19 protein-coding genes are annotated in these 20846 nt (G+C 65.0%); 15 read left to right on the forward strand and 4 right to left on the reverse strand.

Annotation, left to right across the window (positions count from 1 at the left end; translation table 11 throughout):
* Position 1: 1 nt before the first annotated feature.
* The 13 genes from QU481_RS03085 to QU481_RS03145 all read left to right on the forward strand — a co-directional run bounded on the left by QU481_RS03085 (position 2) and on the right by QU481_RS03145 (position 14017).
* Complete coding sequence (locus QU481_RS03085) at positions 2–790, forward strand: SDR family oxidoreductase (protein ID WP_289828423.1); 789 nt, start codon at positions 2–4, stop codon at positions 788–790.
* Between the two features lie 7 nt (positions 791–797).
* Entirely contained in the window at positions 798–1271 is a 474-nt protein-coding gene (locus tag QU481_RS03090; RefSeq protein ID WP_289828424.1) for a MaoC family dehydratase, read from the forward strand.
* A 22-nt stretch (positions 1272–1293) separates the two neighbouring features.
* The gene (locus tag QU481_RS03095; RefSeq protein ID WP_289828425.1) at positions 1294–2505 is read left to right on the forward strand and encodes an acetyl-CoA C-acyltransferase; all 1212 of its coding nucleotides are present in this window, start codon (positions 1294–1296) and stop codon (positions 2503–2505) included.
* 40 nt (positions 2506–2545) lie between these two features.
* Positions 2546–2932: a nuclear transport factor 2 family protein gene (locus QU481_RS03100; RefSeq protein ID WP_289828426.1), complete on the forward strand. Its 387-nt coding sequence runs from the start codon at positions 2546–2548 to the stop codon at positions 2930–2932.
* A 214-nt stretch (positions 2933–3146) separates the two neighbouring features.
* The gene (locus tag QU481_RS03105) at positions 3147–4529 is read left to right on the forward strand and encodes an FAD-containing oxidoreductase (protein ID WP_289828427.1); all 1383 of its coding nucleotides are present in this window, start codon (positions 3147–3149) and stop codon (positions 4527–4529) included.
* A 340-nt stretch (positions 4530–4869) separates the two neighbouring features.
* Entirely contained in the window at positions 4870–5022 is a 153-nt protein-coding gene (locus tag QU481_RS03110) for a hypothetical protein (protein ID WP_289828428.1), read from the forward strand.
* Between the two features lie 157 nt (positions 5023–5179).
* Positions 5180–6160 carry a WD40/YVTN/BNR-like repeat-containing protein gene (locus QU481_RS03115; protein ID WP_289828429.1) on the forward strand — a complete coding sequence of 327 codons (981 nt, stop codon included), beginning with the start codon at positions 5180–5182 and terminating at the stop codon, positions 6158–6160.
* Positions 6161–6163: 3 nt separating this feature from the next.
* A complete protein-coding gene (locus QU481_RS03120) occupies positions 6164–8533 on the forward strand; it encodes an efflux RND transporter permease subunit (protein WP_289828430.1) in 2370 nt (789 codons plus the stop codon).
* Between the two features lie 671 nt (positions 8534–9204).
* Positions 9205–10134, forward strand: a complete 930-nt coding sequence (locus QU481_RS03125) for a quinone oxidoreductase family protein (protein ID WP_289828431.1) — start codon at positions 9205–9207, stop codon at positions 10132–10134.
* Positions 10131–11066: a LysR family transcriptional regulator gene (locus QU481_RS03130; protein WP_289828432.1), complete on the forward strand. Its 936-nt coding sequence runs from the start codon at positions 10131–10133 to the stop codon at positions 11064–11066. Before QU481_RS03125 ends, QU481_RS03130 begins: the two co-directional genes overlap by 4 nt.
* Before the next feature lies 1 nt (position 11067).
* Positions 11068–11970, forward strand: coding sequence for an EamA family transporter RarD (gene rarD, locus QU481_RS03135; RefSeq protein ID WP_289828433.1), 903 nt, complete (start codon positions 11068–11070; stop codon positions 11968–11970).
* 476 nt (positions 11971–12446) lie between these two features.
* Positions 12447–12863: a cupin domain-containing protein gene (locus QU481_RS03140; protein ID WP_289828434.1), complete on the forward strand. Its 417-nt coding sequence runs from the start codon at positions 12447–12449 to the stop codon at positions 12861–12863.
* A gap of 329 nt (positions 12864–13192) precedes the next feature.
* A complete protein-coding gene (locus QU481_RS03145; protein WP_289828435.1) occupies positions 13193–14017 on the forward strand; it encodes a ferritin-like domain-containing protein in 825 nt (274 codons plus the stop codon).
* A gap of 114 nt (positions 14018–14131) precedes the next feature.
* Here the strand turns inward: QU481_RS03145 and QU481_RS03150 are convergent, their stop codons facing one another.
* From QU481_RS03150 to QU481_RS03165, 4 genes are all read right to left on the reverse strand, one after another.
* Positions 14132–14587: an MEKHLA domain-containing protein gene (locus QU481_RS03150; RefSeq protein WP_289828436.1), complete on the reverse strand. Its 456-nt coding sequence runs from the start codon at positions 14585–14587 to the stop codon at positions 14132–14134.
* Positions 14588–14669: 82 nt separating this feature from the next.
* On the reverse strand, positions 14670–15989 hold the full coding sequence (locus QU481_RS03155) for a methyl-accepting chemotaxis protein (RefSeq protein WP_289828437.1): 1320 nt from the start codon (positions 15987–15989) through the stop codon (positions 14670–14672).
* Positions 15990–16289: 300 nt separating this feature from the next.
* Positions 16290–17288 (reverse strand): flavin reductase, encoded by a 999-nt coding sequence (locus tag QU481_RS03160; RefSeq protein ID WP_289828438.1) that lies wholly within the window; start codon positions 17286–17288, stop codon positions 16290–16292.
* A 20-nt stretch (positions 17289–17308) separates the two neighbouring features.
* On the reverse strand, positions 17309–17653 hold the full coding sequence (locus QU481_RS03165) for a VOC family protein (RefSeq protein WP_289828439.1): 345 nt from the start codon (positions 17651–17653) through the stop codon (positions 17309–17311).
* A 232-nt stretch (positions 17654–17885) separates the two neighbouring features.
* Here QU481_RS03165 and QU481_RS03170 point away from each other — a divergent pair, with 232 nt between their 5' ends.
* Together QU481_RS03170 and QU481_RS03175 are read left to right on the forward strand one after the other, a co-directional pair.
* Positions 17886–19007 carry an LLM class flavin-dependent oxidoreductase gene (locus QU481_RS03170; RefSeq protein ID WP_289828440.1) on the forward strand — a complete coding sequence of 374 codons (1122 nt, stop codon included), beginning with the start codon at positions 17886–17888 and terminating at the stop codon, positions 19005–19007.
* A gap of 138 nt (positions 19008–19145) precedes the next feature.
* Complete coding sequence (locus QU481_RS03175) at positions 19146–20627, forward strand: FAD-dependent oxidoreductase (protein WP_289828441.1); 1482 nt, start codon at positions 19146–19148, stop codon at positions 20625–20627.
* Positions 20628–20846 lie beyond the last annotated feature (219 nt).

Here is a 20846-nt window from a genome sequence, read left to right on the forward strand (position 1 = left end):
TATGACCCAGATTCCGAACTACGTACCCGGCCACGGCCTGTTAAAGGGCAAGTCGGTGCTGATCACCGCCGCGGCCGGAGCCGGCATCGGCTACGCCGCCGCGCAGCGCGCCGCCGAGGAGGGCTGCCGCGCGCTGATGATTTCCGACGTGCACGAGAAAAGGTTGGCCGAAGCGGTGGAGCGGCTCAAGGCCGACACCGGTCTCGAGGCAGTGTTCGGCCAGCTTGCCGACGTCACCGACGAAGCGCAGGTGCAGGCGCTGATCGCGGCGGCCGAGGACAAGCTGTCCGGCACCGACGTGCTGATCAACAACGCCGGCCTCGGCGGCTCGAAGACGGTGGTCGAGATGACGGACGAGGAGTGGCACAAGGTGCTCGACGTCACGCTGACCGGCACCTTCCGCATGAGCCGCGCGATGCTGCGCACCATGCAGGCGCGCGGCCGCGGCGGGGTGATCGTCAACAACGCCTCGGTGCTGGGCTGGCGCGCGCAGAAGGAGCAGGCGCACTACGCGGCGGCCAAGGCCGGGGTGATGGCGCTGACGCGCTGCTCGGCGCTGGAGGCGGCCGAGTTCGGCGTGCGCATCAACGCGGTGGCGCCGTCGATCGCCTTCCATGACTTCCTGAAGAAGTCCGCGCCCGCCGAGCTGCTGCAGCAGCTGGCCTCGCGCGAGGCGTTCGGCCGCGCCGCCGAGGTGTGGGAGGTGGCCAACGTGATGATGTTCCTCGCCAGCGACTACTCGTCCTATCTGACCGGCGAGGTGATCTCCACCTCCAGCCAGCATGCGTGAGGCGGCGATGAGCGAGCTCTTCCATACCGTCATCGACTCGCCGGCCGCGATGCAGGCGGCGGTCGGGCAGGAGCTGGGTGTCACCGCCTGGCTCGCCATCGAACAGCCGCGCATCGATCTGTTCGCCGGGGCGACCGGCGATGCGCAGTGGATCCACGTCGACCCGGTGCGCGCGAAGGATGGCCCGTTCGGCGCCTGCATCGCGCACGGCTACCTGACGCTGGCGCTGGTCAACGCGTTTTTGCCGCAGATCTGGGACGTGCAGAACCTGGCGATGGGCGTGAACTACGGCTGCGACCGGGTGCGCTTTCCTGCGCCGGTAAAGGTCGGCCAGCGGGTGCGCGGCCGCGCCACGCTGAGCCAGGTCGAACCGGTGGGCAAGGCCTTGCAGGCGACGGTGCGCGTCACCGTCGAGATCGAGGGCAGCGAGCGCCCGGCCTGCGTGGTCGACACCATCAGCCGTTACACCTTCCAAGCCTGATACAGACTCAAGGGGATTAAGCATGTCGAGAATGAATGAAGCGGTGATCGTCTCGGTGGCGCGCACCGCCATCGGCAAGGCGTTTCGCGGCGCCTTCAACGATACCGAGGCGCCGGTACTGGGCGGCCACGTGGTGCGCGCGGTGCTGGAGCGCGCCGGGGTCGAGGGCGATGCGGTCGAGGACGTGCTGATCGGCGCCGCCGCGCAGCAGGGCACCCAGTCGTACAACCTGGGGCGACTGTGCGCGTACACCGCCGGCCTGGGCGAATCGGTGCCGGGCATGGCGCTCGACCGCATGTGCGCGTCGGGGCTGATGACCATCGCCAGCGCCGCCAAGACCATCATGGCGGGCGAGCAGGACATTGTCGTCGCCGGCGGGCTGGAGTCGATCTCGCTGACGCAGAACGCGCACAAGAACACCTTCCGCGCCCAGTCGCAGGCGGCAATCGCCGCCGTGCCGGCCGCTTACATCCCGATGATCGAGACCGCCGAGCTGGTGTCGCGCCGCTACGGCATCAGCCGGCTAGATCAGGACGCCTACGCCTTGCAGAGCCAGCAGCGCACCGCCGCCGCACAGGCAGCCGGGCGCTTTGCCGACGAGATCGTGCCGCTGACCTCGACCAAGCTGCTCTACGACAAGGCCGGCGAGGTAACGGGCTCAGAGACGGTGATGCTGGCGCAGGACGAGTGCAACCGCATCGACACCTCGGCCGAGAGTCTCGCCGCGCTGAAGCCGGTGTGGAAGGGCGGGCAGTGGGTCAGCCAGGGCGAATTCGTCACTGCCGGCAATGCCTCGCAGCTGTCCGACGGCGCGGCGGCGGTGCTGGTGATGAGCCGCCACGAGGCGCTGAAGCGCGGCCTGTCTCCGCTCGGCGTCTATCGCGGCCTGGCGGTGGCCGGCTGCAAGGCGGACGAGATGGGCATCGGCCCGGTGGTCGCGATCCCGAAATTGCTGAAGCGCCACGGCCTGACCGTGGCCGACATTGGTCTCTGGGAGATCAACGAGGCGTTCGCCAGTCAGGTGCTGTACTGCCGCGATCAGCTCGGCATCCCCAACGACCGGCTCAATGTGAACGGCGGCGCCATCGCCGTCGGCCACCCCTTCGGCATGTCCGGCGCGCGCCTCACCGGCCACGCGCTGCTGGAAGGGCGTCGCCGCGGTGTGCGCTACGCGGTGGTGGCGATGTGCATCGGCGGCGGCATGGGCGCGGCCGCCTTGTTCGAAATCGGCTGAGAGGCTTTGGCCGACCTTTATCCTGACCCGGAGACCCACCATGTCCGAGCAACCGCAAACCGTCCGTATGCGCACCGCACTGCAGGCCTATCTCGACGCCCTCAATCGTAACGACGCCGACGCGGTGCTGGCGCTCTACAACGACAACCCCACCGTCGAGGATCCGGTCGGCAGCCCGCCGCTGGTCGGCCGTGTCGCGGTCGAGGCGTTCTACCGCAAGGTAGCGGCGATGCCGCTGCGCCTGGAGCTGGCCGCACCGATCCGCGCTTCGCACGGCAACGCCGCCGCGATGGCCTTCGACGTGCTGGTCGGCGTGCCGGGGCAGGGCCAGCGCATCAGTGTGATCGACGTGATGACCTTCGACGCCGATGGCCGCATCGCCAGCATGAAGGCGTACTGGGGCCCGGAGGATGCCAAACCGCTCTGATGCTTGCCTGAAAAGTGGTTGCTCCTTGCCTTGCCCCTACGTTGCACACGCAGGGGCAAGGCTTTTTTGAGGGCAGGGACGTATCCCCATTCGCATGGCCTGCCGACATTGGGTCCCGCCGAGGAGCTTGAGCTCTGCCAGCGCGATGTCCGGCAAGCCGCTGACGCTTCGTCTACCATGGGGGGCAAGTCGATGCCACCGCACGGAGCCCAGCATGACGACACGGTTTGACGCCATCATCATCGGCACCGGCCAAGCCGGGCCGTCGCTTGCCGCAAGGCTCTCCGGGGCCGGAATGAAGGTCGCGATCATCGAGCGCAAGTCCTTCGGCGGCACTTGTGTGAATACCGGGTGCATCCCAACCAAGGCGCTGGTTGCGAGCGCCTACGCGGCACACCTGGCGCGGCGGGCGGCCGACTATGGCGTGGCGATAGACGGCACGGTCAAGGTCGACATGCCGCGGGTGAAGGCACGCAAGGACGAGATCTCCGGGCGCTCGAGCCGCAGCGTCGAGCAGTGGCTCAGAGGGCTGGCCAACTGCACCGTATACCAGGGGCACGCCCGCTTCGAGTCGCCGGATTCCATCCGTGTGAACGACGAGGTGCTGAGCGCCGAGCGCATCTTCATCAATGTCGGCGGACGCGCGCTGGTGCCGCCAATGCCGGGGCTCGACCAGATCGATTTCCTGACCAACTCGACCATGATGGATGTCGATTTCCTGCCGCAGCATCTGATCGTGATCGGCGGCAGCTATATCGGGCTGGAGTTCGGGCAGATGTACCGTCGCTTCGGCAGCGCGGTGACGATCATCGAGAAAGGGCCGCGGCTGATCGCGCGGGAAGACGAAGACGTGTCGCAAGGCGTGCTCGAGATTCTGCAGAACGAAGACATCGGCGTCGAACTGCGCGCAGAATGCATAAAGGTCGCGAAACGCGGCGACCAGATCGCGGTTCAGCTCGACTGCGCCAGCGGCATGCGCGAAGTCGTCGGGTCGCATCTGCTGCTTGCGATCGGCCGCATCCCTAATACTGACGACCTCGGGCTGGATCAGGCGGGCGTTGACGTCGACCCGCGCGGCTACATCACGGTCGACGACCAGCTGCGCACCAATGTGCCGGGCATCTGGGCACTGGGGGACTGCAATGGACGTGGCGCGTTCACACACACCTCATACAACGACCACGAGATCGTTGCCGACAATCTGGTGAACGGCGACAACCGCAGCGTGCGTGACCGCATTGTCGCCTACGGCCTATTCATCGATCCGCCACTCGGGCGCATCGGCATGAGCGATGACGAGATCCGCCGCTCTGGCCGGCCGGCACTGGTCGGCAAACGCCTGATGACGCGCGTTGGCCGTGCGGTGGAAAAGGGTGAAACGCAGGGTTTCATGAAAATCACGGTCGACGCGCAGACGAAGGAAATCCTGGGCGCCGCCATCCTTGGCACGGGCGGAGACGAGGCAGTCCATTGCCTGCTCGACACGATGTATGCGAAGGCTCCCTACACGGTGGTTCAGCGCGCGGTTCATATCCACCCGACCGTCTCGGAATTGTTGCCGACGGTACTCGGCGAATTGACGCCGCTGGACGGATAACAGATAGAACAGGCGGCGGGTTTGCCGCCTGTTTACCTCAGTGGTTCTTATGTCTTGACGTAGGGGCACTGCGCGCCTCCCTATCCCCCATCCGGTCGGGCCACCTCCGGCCGATGCTGCTTGTCCCTTCCCGGACGCATCACAATTTCATGCCTCCCCGCACCACCCCTATCTCTCGGTGGGCCCGTTCTCCCTCAAGTCATTGCCGTTCTAAAGCGGTCACGTCCTCCATTCGGACGATGTGGCCGCGCCGCCGCGATCCGAATACTGGCGAAAAACCGGCCGGGCATGTCGACCCGGGCCGTTGCCGCTGCGAAGGGGCATCGCGAAGGAGAACGCCATGATCAAGCTCGCTGTCTGTGCCGTGTTGCTGGCGGTGCTCGCCGCCGTCTATGTGTACCGGTCCGATTCGGCCGATGTCGAGGCCTGCGCCGACGCCTCCTGTGGCAGCCACGCCCTGCAATGCGACTTGCTGGCGCTCTTCCAGCATTAGCACCTGTGATGAGCCTGCTCGCAGCCAGGGGCAGATTCATCACAGGCTCTGTCCACTCCTCCATTCGGACGATGCCGCCGATCCCGTCTCGTTCGAACAATCGCAGCAAACAACACGAGCCGGCGCTCGCCGGTCCCGCAACGAGAGGAGCACCCCCATGACTAGACTCGTCGGGCTCGCCATGTCGCTGATCACCCTGATCGCGGCGCTGGTGGCCTTTTCCCCGCGGCCGATGCCCAGCTTTCGGCCAACCCGGCTCGATGCCAACGAGCTGATCGTCAACGGTGTCGCCCAGGCCGGCGCGCGCGTGGTGGCGGTCGGCGAGCAGGGCCACATCCTCTATTCGGCCGATGACGGCTCCCACTGGCAGGAGGCCGAGCTCGGCAAGGCGCGCGGCTCGACGCTGAACCAGGTGTGGTTCGCCACGCCTGATGTCGGCGTCGCGGTCGGCCACGACGGTTGGATCGTGCGCACCACCGACGGCGGGCGGCACTGGCAGGAAGTGGCATTCGATACCAAGCGCAGCGACCCGCTGCTCGGCGTGTGGGGCGACGGCAAGGTGCTGTTCGCCTACGGTAGCTTCGGCCAACTGCTGAAGTCGGACGATGGCGGCGTGCACTGGGCGGCGCAGCCGATCGATGCCGACGAGCGCCACCTGTACGGCCTGGCCGGCCAGGGCGACACCCGCCTCTTGGTCGGCGAGCAGGGCACGCTGCTGCGCTCCACCGACGCCGGCGCCAGCTGGCAGAAACAGGCGCCGTTCTACGCCGGCTCGCTGTTCGGCGCGCTGGCGCTGGGCAAGGGCGAATGGCTGGTGTACGGCATGCGCGGCCATGTGTTCAAGAGCGTCGACGACGGCGCCAGCTGGCAGCCGGTGGCGCTGCCGATCCCGGTCACGCTGTTCGGCGGCGCCAAGTTGGCCGACGGCAGGGTGGTGCTGGTCGGGCAGGGCGGCTCGGTGTTGGTGTCGCCCGACGGCGTAGCACCGTTCGCCGTGCTGCACGCCGGCGGCCGGCAGAGCCTGACCGCGGTGCTGGCCGGCCGCGACGGCAGCGTCTACACCGCCGGCGAAACCGGCATCGCCCGCGATGCTCGGCTGTCCGCCCCCGTTTCCCCATCCGCCTCGCCACGGAGCTGACCCATGAAGACCGTTTCCCTGCTCGACCGGGCTGCCACGGCGCTGATCGCCTGGCGCCGCCCGCTGCTCGTGCTGTTTCTGGCGCTGACCGCGCTGTTCGGCTACACCGCCACCCAGCTCAAGCTCGACCCGGGCTTCAACAAGATGATCCCGTTGAAGCACGAATACATGCGCACCTTCACCGACTACGCGCAGACCTTCTCCGGTGCCAACCGCGTGGTGGTCAACCTGCGGTGGAAGGGCAAGGGCGATATCTACAACCCGCAGTTCCTCGACGCGCTGCGCCGCGCCACCGATGAGGTGTTCTTCATCCCCGGCGTCGAGCGCACCCGGGTGTTCTCGCTGTTCACGCCGAACGTGCGCTACATCGAGGTCACCGAGAAGGGCTATGTCGGCGACGTGGTGGTGCCGGCGCACTTCACCGGCAGCCAGGCCGACCTCGACACGGTGCGCCGCAACGTGGCCCGCTCCGGTGAGATCGGCAGCCTGGTGTCCAATGACCTGAAGGGCGCACTGATCCGCGCCGAGTTGTTGGAAGTAAACCCGGCCACCGGCGAGCGGCTCGACTATGTCGAGGTGGCGAAACGCCTGGAGGAGATCCGCGCCAAGTTCGGCAAGGAGAACATCGAGGTCAACATCACCGGCTTCGCCAAGCTGATCGGCGACGTCGAAGCCGGCCTCAACGGCGTGCTGGTGTTCTTCGCCATCGCCTTCGCCATCACCGCGTTGCTGCTGTTCGCCTACAGCCGCTCGCTGAAGCTGACCGTCGTCGCGCTGCTGGTGGCGCTGCTACCGGTGGTGTGGCTGCTCGGCCTGTTACCGCTGTTCGGCCAGGGCATCGACCCAATGTCCATCCTGGTGCCGTTCCTGATCTTCTCGATCGGCGTATCGCACGCGGTGCAGATGACCAATGCCTGGAAGCAGGAAAAACTCGCCGGCGCCACCTCCGAAGAGGCGGCCCGCCAGGCCTTCCGCAAGCTGTTCGTGCCGGGCTCGGTGGCGCTGCTGACCAACGCGCTGGGCTTCATGGTGATCATGCGCATCGACATCGCCATCGTGCGCGAGCTGGGCCTCACCGCCTGCCTCGGCGTGACGCTGATGATCGTCACCAACAAGCTGATGCTGCCGGTGGTGCTGTCCTACCTGAAGCTGGAAGCATCGGCTGCACAGAGTCGCCACGATGCCAGCCGCCGCCACCCGCTGTGGTGGGCGATCTCCGGCTTCGCCGAGCGCAAGCGCGGTCTCGCCGCCTTCGCAGTGGCGCTGGCGTTGCTGGCGGTCGGCACCGTGCAGTCGCGCCACCTCGCCACCGGTGACATCGGCAACGGCGTGCCGGAGCTGCGCGCCGACTCGCGCTACAACCGCGACAACGATGCCATCGTCGGCCACTACAACGTCGGTGTGGACGTGCTGACCGTGGTGGTCGAGACCAAGGGCTATGACGACGCCTGCCTGCACTACCCGGTGATGGCGGCGATCGACCGCTTCGAACTGTTCATGCGCGGCGTGGACGGCGTGCACTCGGTGTACAGCGTGCCGTCGGCGGCCAAAGTATCGATCGCCGCCAGCAACGAGGGCCACCCGCGCTGGGCCGCGCTGCCGCGCAACCGCGAGGGGCTGACCCAGGGCGCCAACGGCTTCAACCCCGACCTCGGCCTTAACACCGACGGCTGCGGCGCGATCCAGATCCTGATCTATCCGAAGGACCACCAGGGCACCACCATCGCCCACATCGTCGCCGAGGCGAAGCGCTTCATCGCCGCCGAGCAGGTGCCGAACCTGCGCTTCCGCCTGGCCGGCGGCAACGTCGGGGTGATGGCGGCCACCAACGAGGCGGTGGAGAACGCCGAGGTATCGATGCTGCTGTCGATCTTCGGCGCCATCGCGCTGCTGTGCTTCGTCACCTTCCGCTCCTGGCGCGCGGTGCTGTGCATCATCGTGCCGCTGACCATCGTGTCCATCCTGTGCAATGCGCTGATGGCGACGCTGGGCATCGGCCTGAAGGTGTCGACGCTGCCGGTGATCGCGCTCGGCGTGGGGGTCGGTGTCGACTACGGTATTTATCTCTTCGAGCGCATTCAGCACCAGATGCACCACGAGGGCCAGGGGCTGCGCGAGGCGTTCTACCAGGCGATGTGCCAGCGCGGCACCGCTGCCGCCTTCACTGCGGTGACGATGGCGGCCGGCGTGGCCACCTGGGCGCTGTCGGCGCTGAAGTTCCAGGCCGACATGGGCGTGCTCCTGGCCTTCATGTTCCTGGTCAATCTGCTCGGTGCGGTGTTCCTGCTGCCGGCGCTGGCGGTATGGCTGGGCGTCGGCGAGACCGCGCGCGAGCGCAAGGCGCGGGTGGCACTGTCCGAAGCGGGCAGCTGAGCCGGTCCATCAAAACAAAACAGCCACGCCCAAGGCGTGGCTGTTTTGTTATTGGGCACGGATGGTACCTCTGCTTCTCTGCAGCGTATCTGACCGGCGACTGGTTTTGACTCGGAGTGCCCCCCAATTGACTGAGAATTGTCAGTTTTCGGCTGAAGTGGCCGGTTGGTGAGCGGCTCGGGAAGGGGCAGCTTCCGACCCAGTCCTGACCTTCGTTGTCGATTACGTTCAACGGCAGGTATTGGAGTGGACCTGTCTCTCCAGTCTGTGGCTAAAGGGCAAGATGTCGACCTTATATGGAGCACCACCGAGGGCCGAGCTGGAGTCTGCGTACTAGCTTGCCAGTTAGTCAGCCGAAATCGCTACTGTGCTGGGGACTTGGTGGCAGGAGGTCGTAATGGAATTTGGCCCCATCACCAAAGCCCTTGTGCCCGCTTGTGACCTTCTCACTATCCCTCTGTACTCGCATGCATCCACACACACAGGCAAGGACTGTCTAGACCAATTGCTGCAGCCAGTGCATTAATAAACTGCACAAATTCCATATTGTTCAACCGTGGCTACATTCCCATAATCTGGATCAGCATGCTAGGAAGCATGGCCTTTCCGTCATTAAGGAGATGTCGATGGTTGCTGTTGTCCGATTTGATCAATGTGGAGGCCCCAATGTCTTGTACATTGAGGAAGCAAGCCCAGCCAACCCTGGGGCGGGGGAAGTATGGATCGAGCAAGCTGCGATCGGGGTGAACTATCTGGATGTGATGCAGCGTAATGGCGCGGTGAAAATTCCCCTGCCATCCGGCTTGGGGCTGGAAGGTGCCGGCCGCGTGACCGCTATAGGGGAAGGGGTAAGCAATGTTCAGGTGGGTGATCGGGTCGCTTATGCCACCGGGCCGCTGGGCGGCTATGCCAGTGGACGCATCTATCCTGCCGAACGGCTGGTCAAACTGGCGGACAGCCTGTCATGTGAAGATGCGGCCGCCATCCTGTTCAAGGGCATCACCGCACAGTACCTGCTCAAAACTACCTACCCGGTAGGCCCGGGCACCACCATCCTGCTCTACGGCGTGGCAGGCGGCGTGGGTGCCCTCATGGCACAGTGGGCCAAACAGCTGGGGGCATTCGTGATTGGTGTCGTGTCGAAAGAGGCCAGCGTGCCCAAGGCGGAAGCGCTGGGCTGTGATGCGGTGCTGGTATTCGACCCGTCCACACTGGCCAGCGAGGTTGGCCGCATCACCCGCGGCAGCAAGGTGGATGTGGTGTATGACCCGATTGGCCGCTTGTCGTTTGAGGCATCGCTGGACAGCTTGCGCCCGCGTGGGCTGATGGTGTCTTTCGGTGCCTCGTCCGGCGTGCCGTCCGCGGTTGAGCTGGCCACGCTGAATGCCAAAGGTTCGCTGTTTCTCACCCGGCCATCGCTGGCCGCCCATACGGCCAACGACGCGGAGTACCACGCAAGGGCGCAGGACGTGCTGGCCGCCGTGAGCAGCGGCGTGATCGCGCCACGCATCTGGGAGCGTTACGCTTTGTCCGATGTGGCAGCCGCCCACGCCGATCTCGAAGCCGGGCGCACCTCCGGCAGCATTATCCTGCAGCCATGATGTATGACACATTTGACAACCAGCGTAGCGACGAAATCGCCGCCCTGCTTGCCGTGGCATCCGAGGGCTCGTTCGTGGCTGCCGGCCGCTTGCTCCAGCGCCACCCGACCGTGGTATCCAAGCGGGTTGCCGCCCTGGAGGCGCGTCTGGGCATCCGGCTGATTGAGCGCACCACTCGGCAAGTGCGCCTGACGGATGCCGGTGCCCAACTGACGCAGAAGCTCCGTACCGCCATCGATTTGATTACCGAAGCAGAGCAGGAAGCCTCCGCCGGCGCAGCGGAAGTCCGCGGGGTCTTGCGGGTGGCCTTTCCTGCTGCCATGGGGCGGCAATGGCTGGCTCCCATGCTGCCGGCGTTCCTGGAAGCTTATCCGCAGGTATCCATCGTGGCTGATTATAACGAGCGCTTCGTGGACATCATCGCCGAAGGATTCGATCTGGCCATTCGCATGGGCGAGTTGCACGACAGCCGGCTGATCGCCAAAAAGCTTGGCGATCATCGCCGCATCTTGTGTGCTTCTCCAGCGTATATTGAAGCCCACGGCCAGCCGGCCCATCCACAGGAGCTGGCCGATCACAACTGCTTGCGTTTCAGTGGTTTTTCGTCCTATCCAGAGTGGCGGCTGACCTGCGGCGAGCAGCAGCAATCTGTCCTGGTAGCGGGGTCGATGACCAGCAATGACAGCGAGGCACTGCTGGCAGCAGCCCGTGCCGGGACGGGTATCTTGGCCGCCGGCGAGTGGCTGATGAGTCGCGATATCGCTGCCGGCAAGCTGGTGCGGGTGCTGCCGGATTGGCAGATGGATGCTCAAGGTGGCATTTACCTGGTTCGTCCTTCGGCCCGGTTTGCAGCAGCCAGCACGCTGGCCTTCAAATCCTGGATCGAGGCCAGATTCAACGCCGGACTCCCTTGGCAAATCGGGGAGAACTAAGATGATACTGTCAGATAATAGCGGTCACCCGCAGCGTGGCGCAGCCTTGTCGGTGACTTCATCGTGCCTGTTTGCCGCGCTGTATTACTACGCCACCTTGCTTTCTCCACTCAGTGGCGAGCAAATCTTTGGCTGGCGCATGCTGCTTACCCTGCCTTGCGTCACCCTCTTCATGCTTGTTGGCAGAACGTGGGAGCCTGTCGCGCAGGTGTTCGCCCGGCTCAGGCGCAGGCCATCGCTCCTCCTCGGCTTGGTATGCAGTAGTACCTTGCTGGGCACACAACAATGGCTGTTCATGTGGGCGCCGCTAAACGGCCGCGGGCTGCAGGTGTCGCTTGGGTATTTTCTGCTGCCTTTGGTCATGCTGCTGGTAGGCCGGCTGTTTTATCGCGAGCCTCTTTCCTGGCTTCAAAAGCTGGCCGGCGTGTCCGCTGCCTGTGGCGTAGCGCATGAGCTATATCGGGTTGGTGGCTTCTCTTGGGAAGCCTTGCTGGTAGCGCTTGGTTTCCCGCTGTACTTCATGCTGCGCCGCCGGCTGGCCACCGAACACCTGGGCGGGCTCTGGTTCGACATGCTGCTCACTTTGCCCTTTGCCGCGTGGGTCGTGCTGGGGCAGCACGGCAGTAGTCAGCCATTTGTTCAGTATCCCCGGCTGTACCTGTTGGTGATCGTACTGGCTCTGATCAGCGCCACGGCCTTCATGGCCTATATCACCGCCAGCCGGTTGTTGCCGATGGGTTTGTTCGGCTTATTGGGATACGTGGAACCAGTGCTGATGCTGCTGGTTGCCTTGATCCTAGGAGAGCACATTCAGGCCGACGAATGGCTAACTTACCTCCCCATCTGGGGCGCCATTGCTCTTCTGGTCGTCGATGGAATACATCATGTCTTTCGCGGAAAGTAGTTTGAAATGGGCCTGACGATTCTGGAGACAAGCTACTCTGTTCCGCGTGACGTGGGATGTGAGCACATTCCACTTCCGGCAGGTTTCAGAGTAGAGCAGCTATTCAAACGGCGGTTGTACCAACCCGTTGAATTTCCGCTCCTGGCCGGTAGCTGACGCTTAGTCCATACAGTCTGAGCGTCAGCCTAGGCCGAGCTTCGTACTCCCGAGTCAGTATCATCGACGGTCGCTTCTGGGCGTATTCGCCGCCACATAGGTTTGAATCTAACGCTTGCAGTGGTGGCGACTACTCACCAATCGCGCCCCGCAACATCGGAAATGCCCGACAAGCACCAGCACCCCCCTTCGATCTACGATGAGAAGAACGGCTGCATCATTGTCAGCCAGCTCTGGAGACCCAAGCCTCGGCATGCCCCGCCAAACAGCGATGAGGGCATGCGAGGCGACGTCTTCCTGGCATCACGGGAGGGCAAGCCATGCTAGACGAACCCCATGATCCGGCAGTCACCGTGGTTAAGGTGCACCCTGACCGGGAAATCGCCACGACCCAGCGCTTGCCCTATTTCGTGGGCATTTCTGCCGTCACTGCGGGCGCAAAAGGCCTGTCGATGTACCTCGTCGTCGTTCCGCCGGGTGGCCATGCCGAGCCGCACGTTCACTGTGGCTATGAGACGGGGATCTACGTGCTGGAGGGGCGTGTCGAGACCCGATTCGGGCCCGGCTTGCGCCAGTCGGTTGTCACCGAAGCGGGTGACTTTCTCTTTATCCCGCCAGGTGTGCCGCACCAGCCGTTCAACTTGAGCGCTACGATGCCCGCCAGGGCGATTGTGGCGCGCAACCTGCCCGATGAGCACGAGCAGGTTCTACCGTACGACCCCTCTGGTGAAGGATAGGGGCGGTGCATATAGATAAGTCGCGGTATCCGGGGCAGGGCCATTGTCCGCATCGTGCCGCTAGGTCAGGGGCGGGCCGCGGCAGTCGCTGTTCTCCTGGCAATAAAGAGCCTGAACGCTTTGCAGGGCCAAGCTCGCCGCTCAGCGGCGATCACGCAGTCCTGGGCTCTGGGGCTTTTGTGCCAAGCTGGGCGGCTGGGCTGCCGATCGTTTTGCGTCTAAGGTTCGATAAGGGCTCATGCGGCTTGCCGACATGCACGCCCAACGAACCGGCAGCGGCTGGTTTTATCTGCGAATTTTGCTAAGGCAGGGGCTGGGGAGAATTCGCGATGTACAAACAGGCGAACACCGTACCAGGCTGGGACCTCAGTCAGATTCCGCTGGATTCGATCGAGGTATCGAGGGTCAAGCCGCAAGAGGACTTGTTCTATCTGGTGACGGCCGCGTCGTTCATCGAAAGCGGCGCCGATCTCTACACCGGCAATCTGGCCGGCTATTTCGATGGCGATGACGAGGTGACCGACTGGCTCACCAACCGCTGGCAGGTTGAGGAAATGCGACACGGCCGCGCCTTGCGCGCCTATGTCTGCCACGTCTGGCCGGAGTTCGACTGGGAGCGAGCGTTTGCCGCGTTTTTTGCCGACTATGCTCGGCAATGTATCGTCGATGCGTTCGAACCGACGCGGGCGCTCGAGCTGGCGGCGCGCTGCGTGGTCGAGACCGGCACGTCCACCTTCTACCAGGCGCTGGCCGCACAAGCGGTCGAGCCGGTGTTGGCCGGTATCACCACCCGGATCCGGGCGGACGAGATCAGTCACTTCAAGCATTTCTACCGCTACTTCCGGGCCTACCGCGAGCGCGAGGCCCCCGGTCGCCTGCGCGTCCTGGCCGCCGTCGGGCGGCGCATGGGCGAAGCCCGTAGTGGGGACGGGGAGTGCGCGCTGCGTCATGCCTTTGAAGTCCGGCAGCCCGAGATGCAGGGCGACCGAGCAGCGTTCCAAGCGCTCAACAAGCGGCTCGGCCAGCAGATGAAACGGCATTATCCGGTGGAGATGGCCGTCAAGATGCTGCTCAAGCCGCTCGACCTGCCGCCACGGTTCGCCCATGCTCTGCAAGGACCTTTGACCCGGGCGCTGAGCCTCGCGCTGCATTAGCGGATGATGCGCTGGCGCTATTGCGAGCGGTCTTTGGCTGGTGTCTCCGGCTGCTTACTTGGGGGGCAGGCGGCGGAGAGAACGGAAGGTGATGTCCGGATGACCCGGAATGGCTCAGACGTCCGTCCAGCGGCGGTAGGTCGCGGCCTGGCCGTGATTCACGCCGTCGCGATCGACAAGATTCCACACGGTGACGTCCTCGATCCAGAAGCGGCGGCCAGACTTCGAGATGCGCAGTCCGCGATAACCGCTCGCGTAGCCCTGGCGTCGTACCGTGTCGAGCAGGCGGTCCCGTTCTTCCCGGTTGGGCTGCTCGGCCGACAGCCGGGAACGCAGCGCGGTCATTTCGTCCCAGTTGTATTCGAAGCAGCGCTGCGCTGCCTGGTTGGCGTAGACGAAGCGCGGGTCGGCGTCGGTGTTGTGAGCCACCACGCAAAACGGCGCATCCTCGTACAGCCAGCGGGCAGCCTCCGCCGGCGCAACGCTCGGGTCCAGCAGCGAAGTGCCCACCAGGCGCAGGTGGCTGTCGAGCAGCAGGGCGCAGAAATCGGGGTCGAGCGGTGTGGGCATGAGGCAGTCCGAAGGGCAGGGCGCGCGGCGCCGATGGCGAGATTATGCGCGCCATCGCACCAGCGTGTCTGCCCGCCGGCACTCAGTCCTTCAGCGTCGATGAGAACTCGTTGACCACCTCGACCACCCGCTGTGCTCCCTCGCGGATCTGCTTGATGGCGTCGCCGGCCTCGTTGGCGAGCAGAGTGCCTTCCTCCACCTCGGCCAGGCTGTCGTTCATGTGCGCGATCATCGAGTGGGTGTCGGCCTGGATCTGGTCGATGGTGCGGGCGATCTCGGCGGTGGAGTTGCCGGTGCGTTCGGCGAGTTTTCTTACCTCGTCGGCCACCACGGCGAAGCCGCGGCCCTGCTCGCCGGCGCGCGCCGCCTCGATCGCTGCGTTCAAGGCCAGCAGATTAGTCTGGTCGGCGACGTCCTTGATGGTGTTGACGATGGAGGTGATCGCACGGGTCTGCTCGCCGAGCGTGCCGATCTGTTCGGACGCGCCGCGCACCTGCTGCTCCAGCTTGTGCATCTTGTCGATGGCCTGCCAGATGACCTGCTCGCCGTTGGCCGACAGGTTCTGGGTCTGCTGCGAAATCTCGAAGGCGGTCTGGGCGCTGTGCTGCTCGGCCTGGTGGCGTTTCACCCGCTGGCTGATGTCGCTGGCGAACTTGATCACCCGGTAGACCTTGCCGTCGTCGTCCTTCACCGGGTTGTAGGTGGCTTCCAGCCACAGCGCATCGCCGTTCTTGGCGACCCGTTCGCACTGGCCTGCGTAGAAGTGGCCGGCGCGCAGCTTGGCCCAGAACTGCTGGTACTCGGCGCTGGTGGCGTAATCGCGCGGGCAGAGCGCGCTGTGGTTGCGGCCGATGATCTCGTCGCGGCGGTAGCCGGTGATGGCGAGAAAGTTGTCGTTGGCGTCCAGCACCCGGCCATCCAGGTCGAACTCGATCACCGCCATCGAGCGGCCCAGCGCCGACACCAGGCTCTGGGTATGCAGCGCCTCGCTGGCACGCGCGGTGATGTCGCTGGCGATTTTCACCACCCGCTCTATCTGGCCGGCTGCATTGCGCACCGGGAAGTAGCTGGCCTCTAGCCACACCGTGTTGCCGTTGCGGTGGCGGCGCTTGAAGCGGCCGCGAAACGACTCTCCCTGGCGCAGCCGCGCCCAGAACTGGCCGTAGTCGGCGCTGTTGGCGAATTCCGGCGGGCAGAACTGGCGGTGGTGGGCACCGCACACCTCGTCGGGCCGGTAGCCCATGGTGCGGCAGAACAGCTCGTTGGCTTCCAGCACGCTACCGTCGGCGCTGAACTCGATCACTGCCGTGGTCGAGTGCAAGGCGGCCACCAGGTTCTTGAGGTGTTGGAGTTCTTCCTGCGTGCTGGCGAGCTGTCGCTGAAGTTTGCGGGAGGTAAACATGATCGCTGCCCGGTTTTAAATTATTTGCTTATTAAAGGCACGCGAAAGGAGGGGGTAAAACGGATCGTCTAAACGTCGGCGTGCCCGGAAGCAGACATGGTACTCGCAGCGGGTTTGCTGGTGCAATTGGCATACTTCACAAGTAACGATTTGGTATATAGATAGCTGTTTATATGGACATAATCGCTTGGTTTGAGTGATGTCTTTTGGCCGGGGAGCGTTTCCACACAAGCCGGTCTGTGTGCGTCCCGGCCCACGGGGCGGGGGCGCGGGCCGGTCACGACATTGTTAAGTGCTTTTTCAACAGGCGGTAAGGCTGCCATCCGGCTGCCACAGGTCCGGGTGCGGGCCGGCCAAGCCGCTCAGGCGGTGCAGCAGCGTTTTCAGTGCCAGTGCGTCGGTGTCACCGAAGCTTTGCAGCAAGTCGGCCTCGCGCGCCTTGGCGACGGCGATCAGCCGCAGCGCGACGTCGCTGCCGCGCGCGGTCAGCGCATAGCGGCGCTCGCCGTCTTCCTCGTCCACTGTCAGCAGGCCGCGCAACACCAGGCTGTCCAGCCGTGCCTCGGATAGCAGGCAGTCGGTCAGCGCATTGAGCCGGGCCAGTTCGGCGGCGCCGGCGCGGCCGCGGATGGTCAGCGTCAGCAGCGCGAAATACTCGGCGTCATCGAGGCCCTGTTCGCGCACCGCGGCGCGGATCGGCGCGTAGAACTGGAAGTGGGCGCGGCCGAGCAGGTAGCCCAGGTGGTCGTCGTCGAAGCTGCCGGCGAGTCGCGCCGAGCCGCCCGGAGCGCGGCCGGCGTCCTTGCTAGCGGCCAGCGCGTAGCGGCCGGCGTGGAACACCAGGGGCGTGGCGTCGCGGCGGTCGAACTCGATCACCTCGCCGACGAAGATGATGTGGTCGCCGCCCTCGTAGCAGAAGCGGGTCTTGCACTGGAAGCGCGCGGCACAGCCGGTCAGCAATGGCAGATCGGCGTGGCCAGTTTCCAGTTCGACGCCGGAAAACTTGTCCTCACCGCTCTTGGCGAAGGCATTCGACAGCGCTTCCTGTTCGGCCGACAGCACATGCACCGCCCAGTGCTCGGCCTCGGCGAACACCGGCATGCTGCGGGCATTTTTCGCCAGGCCCCACAGCACCAGCGGCGGGTCGAGCGAGACCGAGTTGAAGCTGTTGGCGGTCAGGCCGATCGGGCTGCCGTCGGCGGCGCGAGTGGTGATCACGGTGACGCCGGTGGCGAAGCTACCTAGCGCGCTGCGAAAGGCGCGGCGGTCGAAGGCGGGGGCGGACACGAGGGTTTCCATGGCGGTCTCCTTGCGCGGAATCAGGTCGGGGTGAAGCGGGCGGTGAGAATCAGCGGGTTGCTGGCCGGGTCGGCCAGCACCGCGCGCCATTCGTGCGGCCCCGCTTCGAGCGGGAGCAGTACACGGGCGCCGGCGGCGGTCAGGCGGGCGAGGGCGGCCTCAATGTCGTCGACGCGGTACACCAGTGCGGTGCGCTCGGTCAGGCGTTCCTCGCCGGCGGCCAGCGCCAGCGGCAGCGCGCCGGTATCGAACAGGCAGAAGCGCGCGCCGTCGCGGAATTTCTCTGTGTAGCCGAAGGCGTCGCGGTAGAAGGCGGCGGCGGTGGGCAGGTCGTCCACCGGTTGGATCAGCATGGTCAGCTGCATGGCGTGGCTCCTTCGGGCTGGATGTGCCGCCATTGTCTGCACGCGACCCAGTGCCGGCATCGTCCGAATGAATGGGGTTGGCCGAGCGGAAAGCGCGCGGTTTCGTTACTCCGAACGGACGATGTTGGCGGAGGGGCGGCTGGGCAGAATCGTCGCCAGAGGTAACGGATGGCGCCACCCAAGCGGGCCGCCCCGGAGCCCGCGACGGACAATCTAGCCAAAGGATGGGCACATGAAATTCTCCCTGATCTATGAAGCGCAGACGGTGGACGCCTCGCGTCTGGGCGATCGCCGGGTGTTCGACGAGATCGTCGAGCAGGTGGAGTTGGCCGAACAGATGGGCTTCGACGTGGTCTGGTGTGTCGAGCACACCTCGCTGACCAACTATGCGCACATGAGCGCGCCGGAAACCTTCCTCGCCTTTATTGCCGGGCGAACCAAGCGCATCGAGCTGGGCCACGGCGTGGTGTGCCTGCCGCCGGCGATGAACCATCCGATCAAGGTGGCCGAGCGCATCGCCACGCTCGACCTGTTGTCCAAGGGGCGGGTGCACTTCGGCGTGGGCAAGGGCGGCAGCCAGCAGGAGGCCGGCGCGTTCGGCTATGACCTCAACGAACTGCACCCGATGATTGACGAGTCGATGTACCTGATCCCGAAGATGTTCGTGCAGGACGAGATCGAGCATCACGGCGACTTCATCAAGATTCCGAAACGGCCGATCCATCCCAAGCCCTACCAGGACCCGCACCCGCGCATGTACATGGCCTGCACCAACACCGACACGCTGACCCGCGCCGGCCAACGCGGCATGGGCGCTCTGGTGCTGGGCTTCGGCGGCCCGGACGAAGTGGCGAAGAAGAACAAGGTCTACCGCGATGCGTGGGAAAGCCGCAAGCCGGAGCAGCAGGTCGGCTACCGCCCGACCCAGCATTTGGCAGCGCTATGCCCGGCCATCGTGCTCGACGACGGCATGCGCGCTCGCCAGATCGGCATCCGCGGTCAGCGCTATTTCATGGAGTCGCTCGCCTACTGGTATGCCGGCGGCGAGCGCCCGGACCCGGCCGCCTGGCAGGACGACCTAACCCAGGCCACCACCGGCGAGATGGTGATCAAGTCGCGCTTTGCCTCGGAAGAGGTGGTGGCCGACTTCTCCGACCCGGCGCTGGCGATGATGAACCCCAATCACGCCTACGGCACGGTGGAGGACTGCATCGGCTACGTGCAGCGCCTGCAGGAGGCCGGCGCCGACGAGATCCTGTTCATCTGCCAGATGGGTACAGTGCCGCAGTGGGCTCAGCTGGAAACGATCAGCAACATCGGCAAGTACGTCATCCCGCATTTCCGCGGCAAGTAACGCCGCATGGCTCTCCCTGGGCGGCGTTGTGCTCCTTCTGTTTGTGGTGGGCTAGTGGTGTGGAAGGAGGCTCCTTGAGCAATCTCTCGCATGAGGGCTTGCTCTTTTTTTATCTGTGTTTTCATGCGAGGACATAACATGTCGCAACCGTATTCGCTAACCCAGCCCTGTCGTCTGAGCGCGGTGCCGCGTTGGGACCATGAGACCGACGTGATCGTAGTCGGCTTCGGCGCGGCCGGGGCCAGCGCCGCCATCGAGGCGGCCGAAAGCGGCGCCGCCGTTACCCTGTTCGAACTGGCTTCAGGCCACGGCGGCACCAGCGCCTTGTCCGGCGGCGAGATCTATCTGGGCGGCAGCGGCGGCACGCCGGCGCAGCGCCAGGCCGGCTTCCACGACGACACCGAGGATCTGTATCGCTACCTGATGCTGGCCGGCGGGCCGGATGCCGACGAGGCCAAGGTTCGCCTGTATGCCGACCACAGTCTGGCCCACCACGACTGGCTGGTGGCGCAGGGCGTACCCTACAAGAACACCTTCCTGCCGCAGCGCATGCTGGAGCCGGAAACCGACGATTGCCTGATCTGGTCCGGCAGCGAGGAGGCCTGGCCGTTCGCCGAGCAGGCCAAGCCCTGTCCGCGCGGACATACACCGCAGTGGGCCGGCTGGGGCGGCGGGCGCTTGCTGATGGATGTGCTGGCCGCGCGCGTGAACGCGCTCGGGGTGGCGGTGCACCTCGACAGCCGGGTGCTCGCGCTGATCGCCGACGAAGCCAATGCGGTACACGGCGTGGTCGTGCGCATCGACGGCCGTGAGCAGTTCGTGCGGGCGCGCGGCGGCGTGATCCTGTGCGCCGGTGGTTTTGTGATGAACCGCGAGATGGTCAAACGCCACGCGCCGCATCTGCTGCGTTCGGACGATCCGATCGGCGGTCCAGGCGACACCGGCGCCGGCATCCAGATGGGCATCAGTGTCGGCGCTGCCGCCATCCACATGGACCAGGCCTTCGTCAGCCTACCGTTCTACGCGCCGGAGTCGTTGATCAAAGGCGTGCTGGTCAACGAACGCGGTCAGCGGTTCATCAACGAGGACTGCTATCACGGCCGCATCGGCCACCATATCCTGCAGCAGATGGGCGACCGCATTTACCTGCTGGCCGATAGCGCCACCTTCCAGGAGCCGGCCGAACTCGTCCGTATCGGCATCGCCGCCGCCGGTGACAGCTGGGATGAGGTGGAGAGTGATCTGGGCTTGCCGGAAGGCACGCTGAGCGCCACTGTCGAGGTGTACAACCGGCATGCGCGCAAAGGCGAGGACCCCCTGTTCCATAAAGGCGCCAAGTGGCTGACGCCGCTCGACCAGCCTCCGTTCGTGGCGCTGGATTGCCGAGTCGGTTACGCGTTCTATCCGCATTTCACGCTGGGAGGACTGGACACCTTGCCTACCGGCCAGGTGCTGACTGCCAAGCGAGAGCCGATCCGTGGCCTGTATGCGGCCGGGCGCACCGCCTGTGGCTTGCCGCGATGGGGGGGCGGTTACAGTTCCGGCCTGTCGCTGGCGGACGCTACTTTCTTCGGTCGTCAGGCCGGGCGTCATGCGGCTGGCGGGCAAACGGATAGATAAAGATTGACGGGACCGTGACGGCTCCGGTGCCAGGGCCGCGCAGCGTAGGATTGATGCTGCGCGGCTCTTGGCTTTGGTCAGACGGGGGAGGACAACAGCGCTGCTTCAGGCGGTTAACAAAGTGGTTTGCAATGATTGTGGAAGACCGGGCAAAGCCCGGTCTCGCCACGAATAGGCTGATTTCTCAGCCTGACCATCGACTCCCACTCCTTCGCTGGG

The sequence above is a fragment of the Crenobacter oryzisoli genome (genome assembly GCF_030385785.1).
GTDB classification, from domain to species: Bacteria; Pseudomonadota; Gammaproteobacteria; order Burkholderiales; family Chromobacteriaceae; genus Crenobacter_A; species Crenobacter_A oryzisoli.